Below are 14740 nucleotides of genomic sequence, written 5' to 3' on the forward strand. Positions count from 1 at the left end.
GGCAGGTGCTTCATGCAGCGAACCTTCAGTCCGCAGGCCGACGGCCTGCTGTTCCGCGACGCCTCCGGCCGCTACTGCGCCCGCCTGTCCGGCTACCGCTTCTACAGCGTGTTCCAGCCGCTGTTCTACCGCGGCGGCGGCCTGTTCGGCTACGAAGCGCTGCTGCGGGTGGTGGACGATGACGGCGAGTGGTACGCGCCCGACCGCTTCCTCGCCAGCCTGCCGCCGCAACAGGCGCTGGAGGCCGACCGGCTGGCGCGGCTGATCCATGTGCGCAACTTCGCCCAGAGCCGGCAGGACCACTGCCTGACCCTCAACCTGCTGTCGCATACCGTGCTGGGCGACCACGGCGGCCGCACCCACCTGCCGCTGCTGCAAGGCCTGCTGCAGAGTCTGGAAATCGACAGCGGCGGCGTGATCTTCGAGTTGCCGGAATACGAAGTGGAACAGCACGGCCAGCCGCTGCTGGACGGCCTGCGCCATGCGTCGGACATCGGCTTCGGCGTGGCGGTGGACGACTTCGGCGCGCTGGACTCGCGCCATGGCCGGGTGGGCGAGCTGTGCCCGGACATCATCAAGATCGACCGCAGCCTGCTACTGGACTACATGGCCGGCGAGAGGCAACGGCTGCCGGCGCTGCTGGAGTTCGGCTGGCAGATCGGCAGCCGCATGCTGGTGGAGGGCATAGAAAGCGCCGAGCAGCACCAGGCGATGCAGGCGCTGGGCGTCGAACTGTACCAAGGCTATCACCTGGGCAGACCCACCGAACTGCCGGTGGCCTGCCAGCTGTAGCCGCGCCGGTCCAGGCGCAAACTGAGCCAGCCCAGCAAAGCCAGCGCCGCGCCCAGCCACAACGGCGCGCGCAGGCCCAGCCCCGCCTCCAGGCAAACGCCGCCGGCCCAGGCGCCGAAGGTCAGCCCCAGGTTCACCACCGCCATGTGCAGGCTGTTCGCCATCGGTCCGCTGCCGCCGACGCGCGCCACCCGCGCCACCATCGCCGGGTTCAGCGGCAGACCGGCGAACCCCAGCAGGAACACGCAGACCGCGGTCAGCGTCCGCCATTGCGCGCACAGCGCCAGCAGGACCAGCGTCGCCAACAAGGCGAGCAGGCCCAGATTCAGCACGCCGCGGGTATGGCTGTCGGCCAGCCTGCCGGTGAGCATATTGCCCAGCACCGTGGCCGCGCCATACACCGCGAACAGCAGCGGCACCGCGCCGGCGTTAAAGCCGCTGACGCGGGTAAGCAGCGGAGCCAGATAGGTGAAGGCGGCGAACACCGCGCCTATGATCAGCCCGCTGGACAGATAGGCCGCCCACAAGGCCGGCGCGGCCAGTTCGCGCCAGCCCTCCCGCATCCTCCCCGCATCGGGCTTGTCGCCGGCCGGCACCAACAAGACGATCGCCGCCGCCGCCAGCAACACCAGCACGGCCACCAGCCAGAACGCCGTCCGCCAACCCCAGTGCTGGTCCAGCAGGGCGGCCAGCGGCAGGCCGGCCACCGAAGCCAGCATCAGACCGTTGAGCACCAGCGCGGCGGCGCGGGCAATCCTCTGCGGCCCCACCTGTTCCGCCGCCAGCGCCAGCGCCACGCCGAAGAAGGCCGACTCAGCCACCCCGCAGATCACGCGCGATGCCAACAACTGGGCATAGCTGTCGGCCATCGCGCCGGTCAGCTGCCCCAGCAGGAACAGCAGCAGCAGTCCCAGCAGGGTCGGCTTGCGGCGCGCCCCCCGCAGCCACAAGGTCAGCAACGGCCCGCCCGCCACGATGCTCAACGCGTACGCCGACACCAGATTGCCGACGTCGGCCAGCGAAACATGGAAGGCGGCCGCCAGCGACGGCATCATGCCGGCCACCATGAATTCGGAAGTGGTCTCGGCGAAGATGCACAGGCCGAGGATATAGATGGCGATGGGCATCAGGCGGCTCCTGGCGGCGGGTTTTCAGTCCGCGCGGCGTCAAAATGGCAGATAGCGCTTGTCGCTTGCATGTCAGTCCTGGAGGTAGCGGGACAGTCAATGCTAGCGGCCGGCGCGTGACGAATAAATGGTTTAGCATTCCGCTTATAATGGAAATAATTTCCGCAATAAAATGCCATGATGGAAAAAATGAATGGAATCGAGTTGTTCGTGCAGGTGGCGCGCCAAGGCAGCCTGGTAGCGGCCGGCCGGCAGCTGGGCCTGTCGGCGTCGGCGGTGGGCAAGGGGCTGGCGCGGCTGGAACAGCGGCTGCGCGTGCGGCTGGTCCATCGCAGCACCCGGCGGCTGGCGCTGACCGCCGAGGGCAACCAGTACCTGGCGCGCTGCCTGCGCATCCTGGACGAGGTGGACGCGGCAGAGCGGGAGCTGCTGCAAGGACTCGCCGCGCCCAGCGGCCGGCTGAAGGTGGGCCTGCCGCACGAGAGCGGGCTGTTGACGCCGCATCTGGCCGGCTTCATGCGCGCCTATCCGCAAGTGGGGCTGGACCTGGACTACAGCGACCGGCTGGTGGACGTGATAGGCGAAGGCTTCGACGTGGTGGTGCGCGGCGGCGAGCCGGGCGACTCGCGGCTGTCGGCGCGCCGGCTGGGCGGCTACCAAATGCTGCTGGCGGCAGCGCCGGCCTATCTGGCCGAACACGGCGCGCCGCGGACAGCGCGGGACCTGCTGCGCCACCGCTGCCTGCATTACCGCTATCCCAGCAGCGGCAAGCTCGCTCCCTGGCCGCTGGCCGAGGGCAAGCAACTGACGCTGCCGGTCAGCGCCAGCTGCAATACCGGCGAGGCGCTGATCGAACTTGCCGAGCGCGGCATGGGCATCGCCTGCCTGCCGGACTTCTCGGTGGCCCGCCAGCTGCGCGACGGCCGGCTGCAGCGGCTGGGCCAGCCCGAGGCGGCGCGCAGCGGCAATATCTACCTGCTATGGCCCAGCACGCCGCAGATGCCGCCCAAGCTGCGGGCCTTCATCGACTACATGGCGGAAAACGCGTTCGCCTAGGCTTCCACGATCGCCAGCGCGAAACCGTCGTAGCCCTTGGCGCCCACCGTCTGCAGCGCGGTGGCGGACAAACGGGGGTTGGCGCCCAGCAGCTCGATGAAGCGGCGCGTGCCCTGGATCGCCGGATCGGCGCTGGCGGCGTTCACCACCTCGCCCTTGCGCACCACGTTGTCGCCGATAATCACCGTGCCCGGCCGCGACAGCCGCAGCGCCAGCTCCAGGTAGTGCGGATTGTTGGGCTTGTCGGCGTCGATGAAGATCAGGTCGAACGGCGCCGCGCCTTCCGCGATCAGTTGCGCCAACGTGTCCAGCGCCGCGCCCTGGCGGATGTCCACTTTGTCGGCCTGGCCGGCGCGCGCCAGATTGGCCGCCGCCACTTCCACATGCCTGGGCTCGAACTCCAGCGTCACCAGGCGGCCGTCCGCCGGCAGCGCGCGCGCCAGCCAGATGGCGCTGTAACCGCCCAGCGTGCCGATCTCCAGAATCCTCCGGGCGCCGTGGATGCGCGCCAGCAGATTGAGGAACTTGCCCTGGTTGGGCGCCACATTGATCGCCGGCAGGCCGGCGGCGGCGCTGTCAGCCAGCGCCGCCTCCAGCGCGGCGTCCTGTTTGACCAGGCTGCGGCTGAAATAATCGTCCACCGCATTCCATTGCTGAACTGACATGTGCTTTCCTTTGCTCGCTTGGATCGGATATGCGCTCAGGCCGCGCCCAGATTGCCGTGAGCAAGGTAGGCCGGCCGTTGGCGCAGCCTCTGGTAATAAGCTTCCACCCCGGGCAGACCGGGTTTGTCGAACGGCGTCAGCAGCCAGCGCTGCACCGACAGGCCCAACACGATGTCCGCCAGCGTGAAGGCGTCGCCCAGCAGCCAGTGGTCGCCCAATTGCGGCTCCAGGATGGCCATGCATTCGTTCCAGCCCGCCACGCTGGCGGCGATGCGCGCCGGGTCGCGGTGGTCGGGGCTGTTGCGGCTGAGGGCGTGGAAGGCGTACATCCAGCTGGCGTTCAGCTCGGTGGCCTGCCAGTCCATCCACATCTCCACCTTGGCGCGGCCGGCCGGGTCCTGCGGCAACAGGTCGTGGCGGCCATGCTTGGCGGCCAGGTAGCGGCAAATGGTGTTGGATTCTCTCAACGCGGTGTCGCCGTCCACCACCACCGGGATCAGGCCGTGCGGGTTGAGCGCCAGGAATTCCGGGCTGCTGGTGGGCTGGAAACCGCGGCCCCAGTCTTCGCGTTGGTAATCGATGCCGATCTCGTGGCAGGTCCACAGCACCTTGCGCACATTGATGGAACTGGTACGGCCGAGGATACGCAGCATGGCACAGCCTTTGCTCAGGAGTGGTAACGGTGCGTCAGTGTAATCGACGTTATGCCATGTATGTATGAAGAAATGCCGGACGCTGTGTTCAATGAAACCGGCTGGCCCCGCCCGGCGACGCCGGCGGATAGGGCCCTGGACGGATCGCGAGGAGGGTGGATGGGCGAGAACACCGTGTTCTTTGGGCCAGCCCGCCACGCGGCCATGGCGAGGGAAAACCGGCGGACGACCCCGACAGGGGCCGCCGCCTGACGCCGCGAAGCGCGGCCGGACGGTCAATTGCTGCCGGCCTTGACTGGAGCGGCAACAGCGGCCGGTTGGGAAGCGGCAAAGTCGATGTGGCTTCTGGCGCGCTCGGCCTCCAGCAGCGTCGGCTTGTATTCGGTCCAGTTGTCGCTGTCCTTGACGCGGTAGCGGATGATGCCCCGGTCCAGGTCGAAATCGTAGAACGGATAGACTTCGCGCAGGTTGAAGAACAGCGCCGGGGCGAAGAACAGGATGTCGGCGGCCACGTAGCCGCCATTGAACTTCAGCGGCAGCAGACCGTAGAGCGGCTGCTTGCCGTCACCGGTGGCTTTGAACTCATAGTTGCCGAAGCTGGTGGTGGGATAGGTTTCGCTCTTGGGCAGCTCCAGCGTGGTCACCTGCTGGCGCTGGTAGATGGAAACCGCGCCCTTGGGGGCGGAGTTGCTCATGGTGGTCATGGCACTGCAGCCGCTTAGGGCCAGCGCGCAGGCGGACAGCGCGAGTATTTTTTTCATCACGGTTCTTTATGGTTATTTGCCGGAAAACAGCCGCGCTGGCGGATAGCTCCAGGCGCGGGCAGATATTATCCAATACCGACAGTCTCAACCATAAATTCCATGGGAAGCGGGTGGATCGACTGCGTCCTCTCACGCGGACGCGTCCGACCGCAAAAACATGCGTTCAATTGTTGCGCGGTATGGCGGCAACTGGCTCGGAGGCGGCGAAATCTATGTGCCGCCTGGCGTTATTCGCTTCCTGCTCGGTGGGTTTGTACTCGGTCCAGTTGTCGGTCTCCCTGGCGCGGTAGCGCACCACGCCCTGGTCCAGGTCGAAATCGTAGTAGGGGTACACTTCGTGCAACAGCAGCAACGCCGGCGGGAACAACAGGATGCCGACGGCGATGTTGCCGCCGTTGTACTTCATCGGCAACAAGCCATACAAGGACGGCTTGCCTTCCCCGGACGCCTTGAATTCGTAATGGCTGGTCGGTGTGACAGGGTAGGCCTTGGTTTGCGGCAACGGCAGCCGGGCGACCTGCTTGCTGTCATAGATGGCGACCGCGCCGTTGGGGGCGGAGCCACTCAAGGTGGTGGTCGAGGTGGCAGCGCAGCCGGACAATGCCAGCGCGCAGACCGCCAATGCGGGGAAATTCTTCATGGCAAATCTTCAATCGTCGGGTAAAACAAAACCGGCGGGATTCACCCGCCGGCTGCAACGCGCATTTTACCCGCGAAAAAATGTTTGATCCAGATAATTTCACATGCAATCAACAATCAAGCCATTGAAAATAATATGATTTTTGCGTTGAAATTCATTTGGCATGAATGATTTCTCCTACGACCCTCACCGGCTCAATCTGGTTCGCTCCCGGTCCGCAGCAGCCTGGCATGCAGCACCATGTTCTCCAGCGTCAGCCGCGCGGTGGCGGCCAGATAGACCAGCATGCGCCGCGACTGGTCGGGTTCTTCGGCGCGGAACAGCAGTTCGCGCTCCAGCAGCGAGTCGACGATCAATTCACGCAGGTTGCGCTCGTCGAACGGCAGGTCGGCATAGTCTATCGGGTCCTCCGCCTCCACATCCTCCACCAGGCAGAGCAGGTTTTCGCGGCTCAGCATCTCCATCGCTCACTCTCCCGCAGCATGGCCCCGGCGCCCGACGCAGCCGAGCAATGCCAGCCTGCATTCTGAGTGTAGCGGGTTTGGCGCGGGCGCATGGATGGTCCGGCGCTTGCGGCCATGACCCAGTCTCCGCTGGCCGGATGTGCCAGCATGATCGCGCCAGCCCGGCCTTCCGCCATCCGTGGCTCGCAAGACTAGACTTATCCACAGCAGTCCGCCAGACGGCCTGTTATCCACAGCCGTGGCCGACGGCGCCCAATCGGAAGCGATTTACCCTGAAATCCGCCGCAAGATGCCGAAGCGCCTTGAAGCGCTGGACGGTCTGGAACCGTCGAACCGGGGAAGAGTCGCTCAAACCAGGTGAATAGGTAAATTGGGCTTGCCAGACTGCTATGGCAAAATCACACAGTTATCCACATTTTTTGCGAATCCAAAATGAAAAGAACGTTGCTCCCGTTGTTGCTTGGCCTGCTGGCCGTATGCCACCACGCCGACGCCGAAACCATCAAAACCCGCTACGGCACCGTTTCCGACGAGACAAGAACCGAACTGCGTCTGAACAAAAAAGCCATTTACGCCGACAACGGCAACATGATCTACCTGCAAGGCAGCTACCCGCTGAAAGACAAGGATGTGGCGCTGGTCAGCAGCAACTGCGGCGGCAGCGGCTGCGTGCGGCAGAGCTTCGCGCTGATCGCCATCGGCAAAGGCGGCGTCGCCAGGAAGTATAAGCTGGGAGACTTCGGCACCGACGTGGAAGCCAAGGCCAGGCTGGAGGGCCAGCAACTGAGAGTGGAATTCAGCCCGGAAGCCGGCATGCAGACCACGATCCTATTCGATGGCGACAAGACCCGCAAAACCGAACAGCGCGTCCAATCCAAGGCCGCCGTGGCACTGGCAGATTGTCAATCGGTGTATGAAATAGCCGACGCCTGCGTGGACGCCGGTCAGCAGGGCAGCGACTGCAATGGCAAAATGAGCGACGATTTCGCCGGCGGAGACGCCCGCGCGCTGGCCGATCTGCAAGGCAGTTACAAGGAAACCGCCTTCAACCAGGTGTGCCAGAGCTTCTGCCAGGCAAAACGCAAGACCATCGCTTTCAGGGCTTTCTCCAAGCGCGTCTGCGTATTGAAGTAAGCCTGACCGCCAGGCGCCGCCGCTTATCCACAGCCATTGGCAACTTGCCGCTTTATCCACAGCGGCTGGCTATTGCGCGCCGCGCGGCTGCTCGCCCTTTTTTCGCGCCAGCCGGCTGGCCAGCGGCAGCCACAACCCCCAGGCCAGGCCCAGGATAGGCAGCAGGCCGTACCAGGCGATGCCGGGCTGCAAAGCCTGTAAACGGAAGCCGGCGTAATAGGACGCCGGTCCGGCCAGCGCGCCCAGCAACATCAGCATCTTGCCGGACGGCCGCCAGTATTGCAGCTGCCACAGCCACCAGCAGGCGAAGCTGAGCCATAGCGTGATCATCCACAGCGGCAGCGCGCCGACGCCGACGAAGCGCAGCAATCCGGCGGCGGCGAGGGAGAAGTCCAGCAGGCAGCCGACGGCGGCCAGCGCCAGCGCCCGCGCCTTCAGCCCACGCGGCAGCATCTCCCACGCCAGCAAGGCTCCGGCCAGCGTCAATAGCGCGAGATGGTCGCGGAACCACACCAGCAGCAGCCACCAGCCGTTGAAAGCCAGGCCGCCGAGCGCCAGCCGGACCGGAAGCCTCATGACAGCGCCTCGCGGCGTCCCGGCTCAGGCGTCATAACCCAGATTCGGCGCCAGATCGCGCTCGGCCTGCTCTATGCTGACGCCGCGCCGTTCGGCATAGCTTTGCACCTGATCCTTTTCCACCTTGCCGACGCCGAAGTAGCGCGAGGCCGGATGGCTGAGGTAGAAGCCGGACACGGCGGCGGTAGGCAGCATCGCGTAGCCTTCGGTCAGCGTCATGCCGATCGCCGGCGCGTCCAGCAGATCGAACAACGCCTTCTTCACCGTGTGGTCCGGGCAGGCCGGATAACCGGGAGCGGGGCGGATGCCGCGGTATTGCTCGTCGATCAGCGCCTCATTGTCCAGATGCTCATCGGTCGCATAGCCCCAGAACTCGCGCCGCACTCGGGCATGCATCAGCTCGGCGAAGGCTTCGGCCAGGCGGTCGGCCAGCGCCTTGAGCAGGATGGCCGAGTAGTCGTCGTTGGCGTCCTCGAAGCGCTTCACGTGCGGCTCGATGCCGATGCCGGCGGTGACGGCGAAGGCGCCGATGTAATCCTCCACGCCGCTGTCCTTGGGCGCGACGTAGTCGGCCAGCGCCCAGTTGGCCTTGCCGTCCAGCTTGGGCAGCTGCTGCCTGAGGCCCACCCAGCGCATCAGCGCCTCGCCCTCGGAAGAGTAAATCTCGATGTCGTCGTCGTCGACACTGGCTGCCGGAAACAGGCCGATCACCGCGTTGGCGCCCAGCCAGTTTTCCTCGATGATCTGTCCCAGCATCGCTTGCGCGTCGGCGTACAGGCCGCGCGCCGATTCGCCGACGATCTCGTCGTCCAGGATGCGCGGGAAGCGGCCGGCCAGCTCCCAGCTCTGGAAGAACGGCGTCCAGTCGATATGGGCGGCGATCTCGGCGAGCGGATAGCTCTCGAAGCGGCGCACGCCCAGCCATCGCGGCTTGGGCGGAACGTAATCGGCCCAGTCGATTTTTTCCTTGTTGGCGTGCGCCGCCTCCAGGCTGACAACTTTACGATTGGCCTTGTTGGCGTGGCCGTCGCGCGCGCGCTGCTGCTCGGCGGCGTTTTCCAGCACGAAAGCGTCCAGCAGGGTGTCGGACAGCAGGTTGGAGCAGACGCCGACCGCGCGGCTGGCGTCCGGCACGTAGACTACCGGTTGCCGGTAGTGCGGGGCGATCTTCACCGCGGTGTGCACCTTGGACGTGGTCGCCCCGCCTATCAGCAAGGGGATGCTGAAGCCCTGACGCTGCATCTCCTTGGCCACGTGGCTCATTTCTTCCAGGCTGGGCGTGATCAGGCCGGACAGGCCGATGATGTCGGCCTTGTGCTCGGTCGCGGCGTCGAGGATCTTCTGGCACGGCACCATCACGCCCAGATCGATCACCTGGTAGTTGTTGCAACGCAGCACCACGCCGACGATGTTCTTGCCGATGTCGTGCACGTCGCCCTTGACCGTGGCCATGATGATCACGCCCTTGGCCGGCGCATCCGCCAGGCCCAGCCGGATCTTCTCTTCCTCGATGAAGGGCTCCAGGTGGGCGACGGCGGCCTTCATCACGCGGGCGGATTTGACCACTTGCGGCAGGAACATCTTGCCGGCGCCGAACAGATCGCCGACCACGTTCATGCCGTCCATCAGCGGACCTTCAATCACATGGATGGGCCGCGCGCACTTCAGCCGCACTTCCTCGGTGTCCTCGACGATGAAGGTGGTGATGCCCTTGACCAGCGCGTGCTCCAGCCGCTTTTCCACCGGCAGGCTGCGCCAGGCCAGGTCTTCGCCCTTGGCCTCCTTGGCGTCGCCGCGGAAACTTTCCGCCAGCGCGATCAGCGTTTCGGTCACCGCCATGATGTCGTCGCCGCGCATCAGCACCACGTCTTCAATGCGCTGGCGCAATACCGGATCGACTTCGTCGTACACCTCCAGCGCGCCGGCGTTGACGATGCCCATGGTCATGCCGCGCTGGATGGCGTGATAGAGGAACACCGCGTGGATCGCCTCTCGCACCTTGTTGTTGCCGCGGAAGGAGAACGATACGTTGGAAACGCCGCCGGAAATCTTGGCGTGCGGCAGGTGCTGCTTGATCCAGCCGGTGGCCTCGATGAAGTCCAGGCCGTAGCGGGCGTGTTCCTCGATGCCGGTGGCCACCGCGAAGATATTGGGGTCGAAGATGATGTCTTCCGGCGGAAAGCCCACCTCGTCCACCAGGATGCGGTAGCTTTTGTCGCAAATCTCTATCTTGCGGGCGTAGCTGTCGGCCTGGCCCTGCTCGTCGAAGGCCATCACGATCACCGCCGCGCCGTAGCGGCGCAGCAGCCGCGCCTGCTCGACGAACTTGGCGCGGCCTTCCTTCATCGAGATTGAGTTGACAATGCCCTTGCCCTGAATGCACTTGAGGCCGGCCTCGATCACCTCCCACTTCGAGCTGTCTATCATGATCGGCACGCGGGCGATGTCGGGCTCGGCGGCGATCAGCTTGAGGAAGCGCTCCATCGCCGCCAGCGCGTCGAGCATGCCCTCGTCCATATTGATGTCGATGATCTGCGCGCCGTTTGCCACTTGCTGGCGCGCCACGTCCAGCGCGGTCGCGTAATCGCCGTTCAGAATCAGCTTGGCGAAGGCGCGGCTGCCGGTGACGTTGGTGCGCTCGCCCACGTTCACAAACAGATCATCGTCGCCGATATTGAACGGCTCCAGGCCCGACAGCCGGCATTTCTTCTCGATATCCGGCAGCGGGCGCGGCGCGACGCCAGCTACGGCCCGGGCGATGGCGGCGATGTGCTCCGGCGTGGTGCCGCAGCAGCCGCCGACGATGTTGATCAGCCCCGATTCCGCCCATTCGCGCACATACTCGCCCATCGCCTCCGGTTCCAGGTCATAGCCGCCGAAGGCGTTGGGCAGGCCGGCGTTGGCGTGCACCGAGACGAAGCCGGCCGACACCCGCGCCAGCTCTTCCACATAGGGCCGCAACAGGTCCGGGCCCAGCGCGCAGTTAAGGCCGTAGCTGACGGCGTCGGCGTGGGACAGCGAGTTGTAGAACGCCTCGGTGGTCTGGCCGGTGAGAGTGCGGCCGGACTGGTCGGTGATGGTGCCGGAAATCATGATCGGCAGCCGCGGCGTGGCCGGATGGTCGTCGATATACCGGTGGATGGCGAACACCGCCGCCTTGGCGTTCAGCGTGTCGAAAATGGTCTCCACCAGCAGGAAATCGGCGCCGCCGGCCACCAGGCCGTCTATCGCCTCGGTGTAGGACGCCACCAGCTCGTCGAAGCTGACATTGCGGTAGCCAGGGTCGTTGACGTCGGGGCTGATGGAGCAGGTGCGGTTGGTGGGGCCTAGCACGCCGGCGCAGAAGCGCGGCCTGGCGGGGTTCTTCGCCGTCTGGGCCTCGCACAGGTCTTTCACCAGACGGGCGGCGGCGTGGTTGATTTCCCACACCAGGCTTTCCATCCGGTAGTCCGCCATCGCGATGGAGGTGGCGTTGAAGGTGTTGGTCTCGATGATATCGGCGCCGGCGTCCAGATAGGCCTGGTGGATGCCGGCAATCACGTCCGGGCGGGTCAGCACCAACAGGTCGTTGTTGCCTTTGACGTCGCTGGGCCAGTCGGCGAAGCGCTGGCCGCGGTAGTCGGCCTCCTCTAGCCGATGACGCTGGATCATGGTGCCCATGCCCCCATCCAGGATCAAAATGCGTTGCGCGAGGTGCTGATAAACAGGATGGGTTAATGGCTTCGTCATGTCGCTTGCAGTTATTTTGTCTAAAACGATATCTAAAGACTACGGCGCTACTGGTTTATCCATCTTAACATCGGCATCCTGCTGATCCGACACCCGGCATTAGAATAAAGAGAGAACACCTATATGGCCAGTTTGCATAAAAAATGGCTCCTCCCCTGCCTGTTGCTGGCATCGACATCGGCCTGGGCGGCTACCAGCCTGCGCATAGGCGTGGCCGATACCGACGCGCCGCCGATAGCGGTGCTGTCAGAGGACGGCAATACCCTGACCGGCGGCCTGGCGCGCGATCTGGGCCTGCTGCTGGCCGAAGAAATCAACCTCAAGCCGCAATTCGTGCTGCTGGCCCGCCGCCGGGTGGAGCCCAGCATAGAAAGCGGCAAGGTGGACATCATCTGCAACGCCAATCCCGACTGGTTCCCCAACTCCAGCCGCCTGGGCTGGACCCATGAAATCTACCCGCTGGTGGAGCGCGTGCTGTCGCTAAAGGGGCAGCCGCCGATCCGCCAGCTGGACGACCTGGCCGGCAAGAACATCGGCACTCTGCACGGCTACCACTACCCGACGCTGGAATACCTGTGGGCCAGCAACCGCAGCCAGCGCCAGACCGAGGCGCGCTTCGACCTGCTGTTCAAATCGCTGGAAAAGCACCTGAGCGACGTGGCCATCGTCACCGAGCTGACCTATGTCTGGTGGACCCGCGGCCATGCGCAGGAGGCCGCGGCCTTCAAGGTGCACCCGCTGCTGGTGTCGTCGCAGCCCACCATGTGCGCGCTGTCGCCGCAATCGCCGCTGAAGCTGGACGAGCTCAACCGCGCCATCGACCGGCTGCACAAGAGCGGCAAGCTCAAGACGCTGATGTCGCGCTACCAGTGGCAGGAGTAGCAAGCCCGGACGGATGGCGGACGCACGCATGCTAAAATGGCGTTTTTGCAGCGGAAGCCCCTCCCGTCATGAGCGATCTGTTAGCCGGTCTCAACCCGGAACAACTGCGTGCCGTCACCTGGCCGGCCAAGAGCGCGCTGGTGCTGGCCGGCGCCGGCAGCGGCAAGACCCGGGTACTGACCACCCGCATCGCCTGGCTGCTGTCCACCGGACAAAGTTCGCCGGCCGGCGTGCTGGCGGTGACCTTCACCAACAAGGCCGCGCGCGAGATGCAGACCCGGCTGGCCGCCCAGGTGCCGGTCAACGTCCGCGCCATGTGGATAGGCACCTTCCACGGCCTGTGCAACCGGCTGCTGCGCATCCATTACCGTGACGCCGGCCTGCCGCAAACCTTCCAGATCCTCGACTCCGCCGACCAGCAGGCGGCGATCAAGCGCCTGCTGAAAAGCCTGGAGCTGTCCGACGAGAAGTACCCGCCGCGCGCGGTGCAAAGCTTCATCAACGGCAACAAGGAAGCCGGCGTGCGCGCCGACCGGCTGCCGCCGGCGCTCAACCCCTACGAAGCCAAGCTGGTGGAACTGTACGCCGCCTACGACGCCCAGTGCCGCCGCGAAGGCGTGGTGGACTTCGCCGAGCTGCTGCTCAGAAGCTATGAGCTGTTGTCGCGCAACGAGGCGCTGCGCGCCCACTATTGCAGCCGCTTCTCCCACATACTGGTGGACGAGTTCCAGGACACCAACCGCCTGCAATACGCCTGGCTGAAGCTCTTGGCCGGCGAACACGGCGCGCTGTTCGCGGTCGGCGACGACGACCAGAGCATCTACGCCTTCCGCGGCGCCGAAGTCGGCAATATGCGCGCGCTGCTGGCCGATTTCCACGTCGCCGAGCCGGTGCGGCTGGAGCAGAACTACCGCTCGATGGGCACCATCCTCAACGCCGCCAACGCGCTGATAGAAAAGAACGATGGCCGGCTGGGCAAGAACCTGTGGACCGACGCCGGCGAAGGCGAAAAAATCCGCTTCTTCCAGGCGATGAGCGACGGCGAGGAAGCCGAGTTCATCATCGACGAGGTCAAGGCGCTCAAGCGCGATGGCCTGCCGTTGTCCGACATCGCGGTGCTGTACCGCTCCAACGCCCAGTCGCGGCTGATGGAACACGTGCTGGTCAACGCCCAGCTTCCCTATCGCATCTACGGCGGCCTGCGCTTCTTCGAGCGCCAGGAGATCAAACACGCGCTGGCCTATCTCAGGCTGATGGCCAACCCTGACGACGACAACGCGCTGCTCAGGGTGATCAACGTGCCGGCGCGCGGAATCGGCGCGCGCAGCGTGGAAGGCCTGCAAGCCGCCGGCCGCGAACAGGGCATCTCGCTGTGGCAGGCCTCCTGCGGGGCCGGCAGCGGCCGCACCGCCGCCAAGATAGGCGAATTCGTGCTGCTGATCGAAAAGCTGCGCGAACGCAGCCAGGGCTTCAGCCTGGCCGAGACCATCAGCCTGGCGATCAACGACAGCGGCCTCTATGCGATGTACGAGCAGGACAAGAAGGACGGCGAGGAGCGGCTGGCCAACCTGGACGAGCTGGTCAACGCCGCCGTCGGCTTCCTGCCCGACGATCCGGCGCAGGCGCTGACCGAGTTCCTCACCGCCGCCAGCCTGGAGGCCGGCGAGCATCAGGCTGAAGCCGGCAGCGAGGCGCTGCAGCTGATGACGGTGCACGCCGCCAAGGGCCTGGAGTTCGACGCGGTGTTCGTCACCGGCCTGGAAGAGGGCCTGTTCCCCCACGAGAACAGCATGCAGGACAGCAAGGGCTTGCAGGAGGAGCGCCGGCTGATGTACGTGGCCGTCACCCGCGCCCGCAAGCGGCTGTACCTGTCCAGCGCGCAAAGCCGGATGCTACACGGCCAGAGCCGCTATCCCATCCCGTCCCGCTTCATCGACGAGATTCCCGCGGAACTGATCCACTCGCTGTCTGCTAAAGTGAAAGCACCCGCCCAGCCGCAGTTGGCGCGCAGCGCCGCCAAAGCGCCGCGCCGCCAGGCGGACAACGCCTACGGCCTGAACATCGGCCAGTCGGTCAGCCACGCCAAGTTCGGCATCGGCGTGGTGATCCAGGCCGAAGGCAGCGGGGAAGACGTGCGCTTGCAAATCAACTTCGCCGAACACGGCGTGAAATGGCTGGATTTGCGTTATGCGAAACTGACGCCGGCCTGAGCCGCGTGCCGCCGGAGCGCCAATCCGATCGAAACAGGATCATGCTGC

General features: G+C 65.3%; 13 protein-coding genes. 5 read left to right on the forward strand and 8 right to left on the reverse strand.

Going from position 1 to position 14740, the window contains the following annotated elements; genetic code table 11:
- Positions 1-12: 12 nt before the first annotated feature.
- On the forward strand, positions 13-792 hold the full coding sequence (locus BI347_RS00650; protein WP_071112067.1) for an EAL domain-containing protein: 780 nt from the start codon (positions 13-15) through the stop codon (positions 790-792).
- Here BI347_RS00650 and BI347_RS00655 read toward each other — a convergent pair.
- Entirely contained in the window at positions 747-1919 is a 1173-nt protein-coding gene (locus BI347_RS00655) for an MFS transporter (RefSeq protein ID WP_071111697.1), read from the reverse strand. The two genes, BI347_RS00650 and BI347_RS00655, sit on opposite strands and share 46 nt — an antisense overlap.
- Positions 1920-2108: 189 nt before the next feature.
- On the opposite strand from BI347_RS00655, the gene BI347_RS00660 reads away from it, so the two are divergent.
- Positions 2109-2975 carry a LysR family transcriptional regulator gene (locus BI347_RS00660; protein WP_239690796.1) on the forward strand — a complete coding sequence of 289 codons (867 nt, stop codon included), beginning with the start codon at positions 2109-2111 and terminating at the stop codon, positions 2973-2975.
- Here the strand turns inward: BI347_RS00660 and BI347_RS00665 are convergent.
- The 5 genes from BI347_RS00665 to BI347_RS00690 all read right to left on the reverse strand — a co-directional run bounded on the left by BI347_RS00665 (position 2972) and on the right by BI347_RS00690 (position 6161).
- Entirely contained in the window at positions 2972-3640 is a 669-nt protein-coding gene (locus tag BI347_RS00665) for an O-methyltransferase (protein WP_071115089.1), read from the reverse strand. The two genes, BI347_RS00660 and BI347_RS00665, sit on opposite strands and share 4 nt — an antisense overlap.
- 35 nt (positions 3641-3675) lie before the next feature.
- Positions 3676-4293, reverse strand: a complete 618-nt coding sequence (locus BI347_RS00670) for a glutathione S-transferase family protein (protein ID WP_071111695.1) — start codon at positions 4291-4293, stop codon at positions 3676-3678.
- A 275-nt stretch (positions 4294-4568) separates the two neighbouring features.
- Positions 4569-5054 carry a hypothetical protein gene (locus BI347_RS00680; protein ID WP_071111693.1) on the reverse strand — a complete coding sequence of 162 codons (486 nt, stop codon included), beginning with the start codon at positions 5052-5054 and terminating at the stop codon, positions 4569-4571.
- Positions 5055-5220: 166 nt separating this feature from the next.
- Positions 5221-5697, reverse strand: a complete 477-nt coding sequence (locus tag BI347_RS00685) for a hypothetical protein (protein WP_071115091.1) — start codon at positions 5695-5697, stop codon at positions 5221-5223.
- Positions 5698-5891: 194 nt separating this feature from the next.
- Positions 5892-6161 (reverse strand): hypothetical protein, encoded by a 270-nt coding sequence (locus BI347_RS00690; RefSeq protein WP_071111691.1) that lies wholly within the window; start codon positions 6159-6161, stop codon positions 5892-5894.
- A gap of 432 nt (positions 6162-6593) precedes the next feature.
- Here BI347_RS00690 and BI347_RS00695 point away from each other — a divergent pair, with 432 nt between their 5' ends.
- Positions 6594-7295, forward strand: coding sequence for a hypothetical protein (locus BI347_RS00695; protein ID WP_139166880.1), 702 nt, complete (start codon positions 6594-6596; stop codon positions 7293-7295).
- A 69-nt stretch (positions 7296-7364) separates the two neighbouring features.
- Here BI347_RS00695 and BI347_RS00700 read toward each other — a convergent pair whose 3' ends face one another.
- Positions 7365-7871, reverse strand: coding sequence for a DUF2878 domain-containing protein (locus tag BI347_RS00700; RefSeq protein ID WP_071111689.1), 507 nt, complete (start codon positions 7869-7871; stop codon positions 7365-7367).
- A gap of 24 nt (positions 7872-7895) precedes the next feature.
- Positions 7896-11600 carry a methionine synthase gene (metH, locus tag BI347_RS00705; protein ID WP_071115093.1) on the reverse strand — a complete coding sequence of 1235 codons (3705 nt, stop codon included), beginning with the start codon at positions 11598-11600 and terminating at the stop codon, positions 7896-7898.
- Between the two features lie 123 nt (positions 11601-11723).
- On the opposite strand from metH, the gene BI347_RS00710 reads away from it, so the two are divergent.
- Both BI347_RS00710 and BI347_RS00715 read left to right on the forward strand, forming a co-directional pair.
- Positions 11724-12482, forward strand: coding sequence for a substrate-binding periplasmic protein (locus tag BI347_RS00710; protein WP_071111687.1), 759 nt, complete (start codon positions 11724-11726; stop codon positions 12480-12482).
- A gap of 68 nt (positions 12483-12550) precedes the next feature.
- A complete protein-coding gene (locus BI347_RS00715) occupies positions 12551-14692 on the forward strand; it encodes a UvrD-helicase domain-containing protein (protein ID WP_071115094.1) in 2142 nt (713 codons plus the stop codon).
- The last annotated feature ends 48 nt before the right edge of the window (positions 14693-14740 follow it).

This window comes from Chromobacterium sphagni, assembly GCF_001855575.1.
GTDB lineage: Bacteria > Pseudomonadota > Gammaproteobacteria > Burkholderiales > Chromobacteriaceae > Chromobacterium > Chromobacterium sphagni.

Excerpts from the sequence above, each read along its gene's own strand:
- BI347_RS00650 (WP_071112067.1), top strand. The coding sequence starts at position 13 with ATGCAGCGAACCTTCAGTCCGCAGGCCGACGGCCTGCTGTTCCGCGAC.
- BI347_RS00660 (WP_239690796.1), top strand. The coding sequence starts at position 2,109 with ATGAATGGAATCGAGTTGTTCGTGCAGGTGGCGCGCCAAGGCAGCCTG.
- BI347_RS00655 (WP_071111697.1), bottom strand. The coding sequence starts at position 1,919 with ATGCCCATCGCCATCTATATCCTCGGCCTGTGCATCTTCGCCGAGACC.
- BI347_RS00665 (WP_071115089.1), bottom strand. The coding sequence starts at position 3,640 with ATGTCAGTTCAGCAATGGAATGCGGTGGACGATTATTTCAGCCGCAGC.
- BI347_RS00685 (WP_071115091.1), bottom strand. The coding sequence starts at position 5,697 with ATGAAGAATTTCCCCGCATTGGCGGTCTGCGCGCTGGCATTGTCCGGC.
- BI347_RS00700 (WP_071111689.1), bottom strand. The coding sequence starts at position 7,871 with ATGAGGCTTCCGGTCCGGCTGGCGCTCGGCGGCCTGGCTTTCAACGGC.
- BI347_RS00680 (WP_071111693.1), bottom strand. The coding sequence starts at position 5,054 with ATGAAAAAAATACTCGCGCTGTCCGCCTGCGCGCTGGCCCTAAGCGGC.
- BI347_RS00695 (WP_139166880.1), top strand. The coding sequence starts at position 6,594 with ATGAAAAGAACGTTGCTCCCGTTGTTGCTTGGCCTGCTGGCCGTATGC.
- BI347_RS00670 (WP_071111695.1), bottom strand. The coding sequence starts at position 4,293 with ATGCTGCGTATCCTCGGCCGTACCAGTTCCATCAATGTGCGCAAGGTG.
- BI347_RS00710 (WP_071111687.1), top strand. The coding sequence starts at position 11,724 with ATGGCCAGTTTGCATAAAAAATGGCTCCTCCCCTGCCTGTTGCTGGCA.
- BI347_RS00690 (WP_071111691.1), bottom strand. The coding sequence starts at position 6,161 with ATGGAGATGCTGAGCCGCGAAAACCTGCTCTGCCTGGTGGAGGATGTG.
- BI347_RS00715 (WP_071115094.1), top strand. The coding sequence starts at position 12,551 with ATGAGCGATCTGTTAGCCGGTCTCAACCCGGAACAACTGCGTGCCGTC.
- metH (WP_071115093.1), bottom strand. The coding sequence starts at position 11,600 with ATGACGAAGCCATTAACCCATCCTGTTTATCAGCACCTCGCGCAACGC.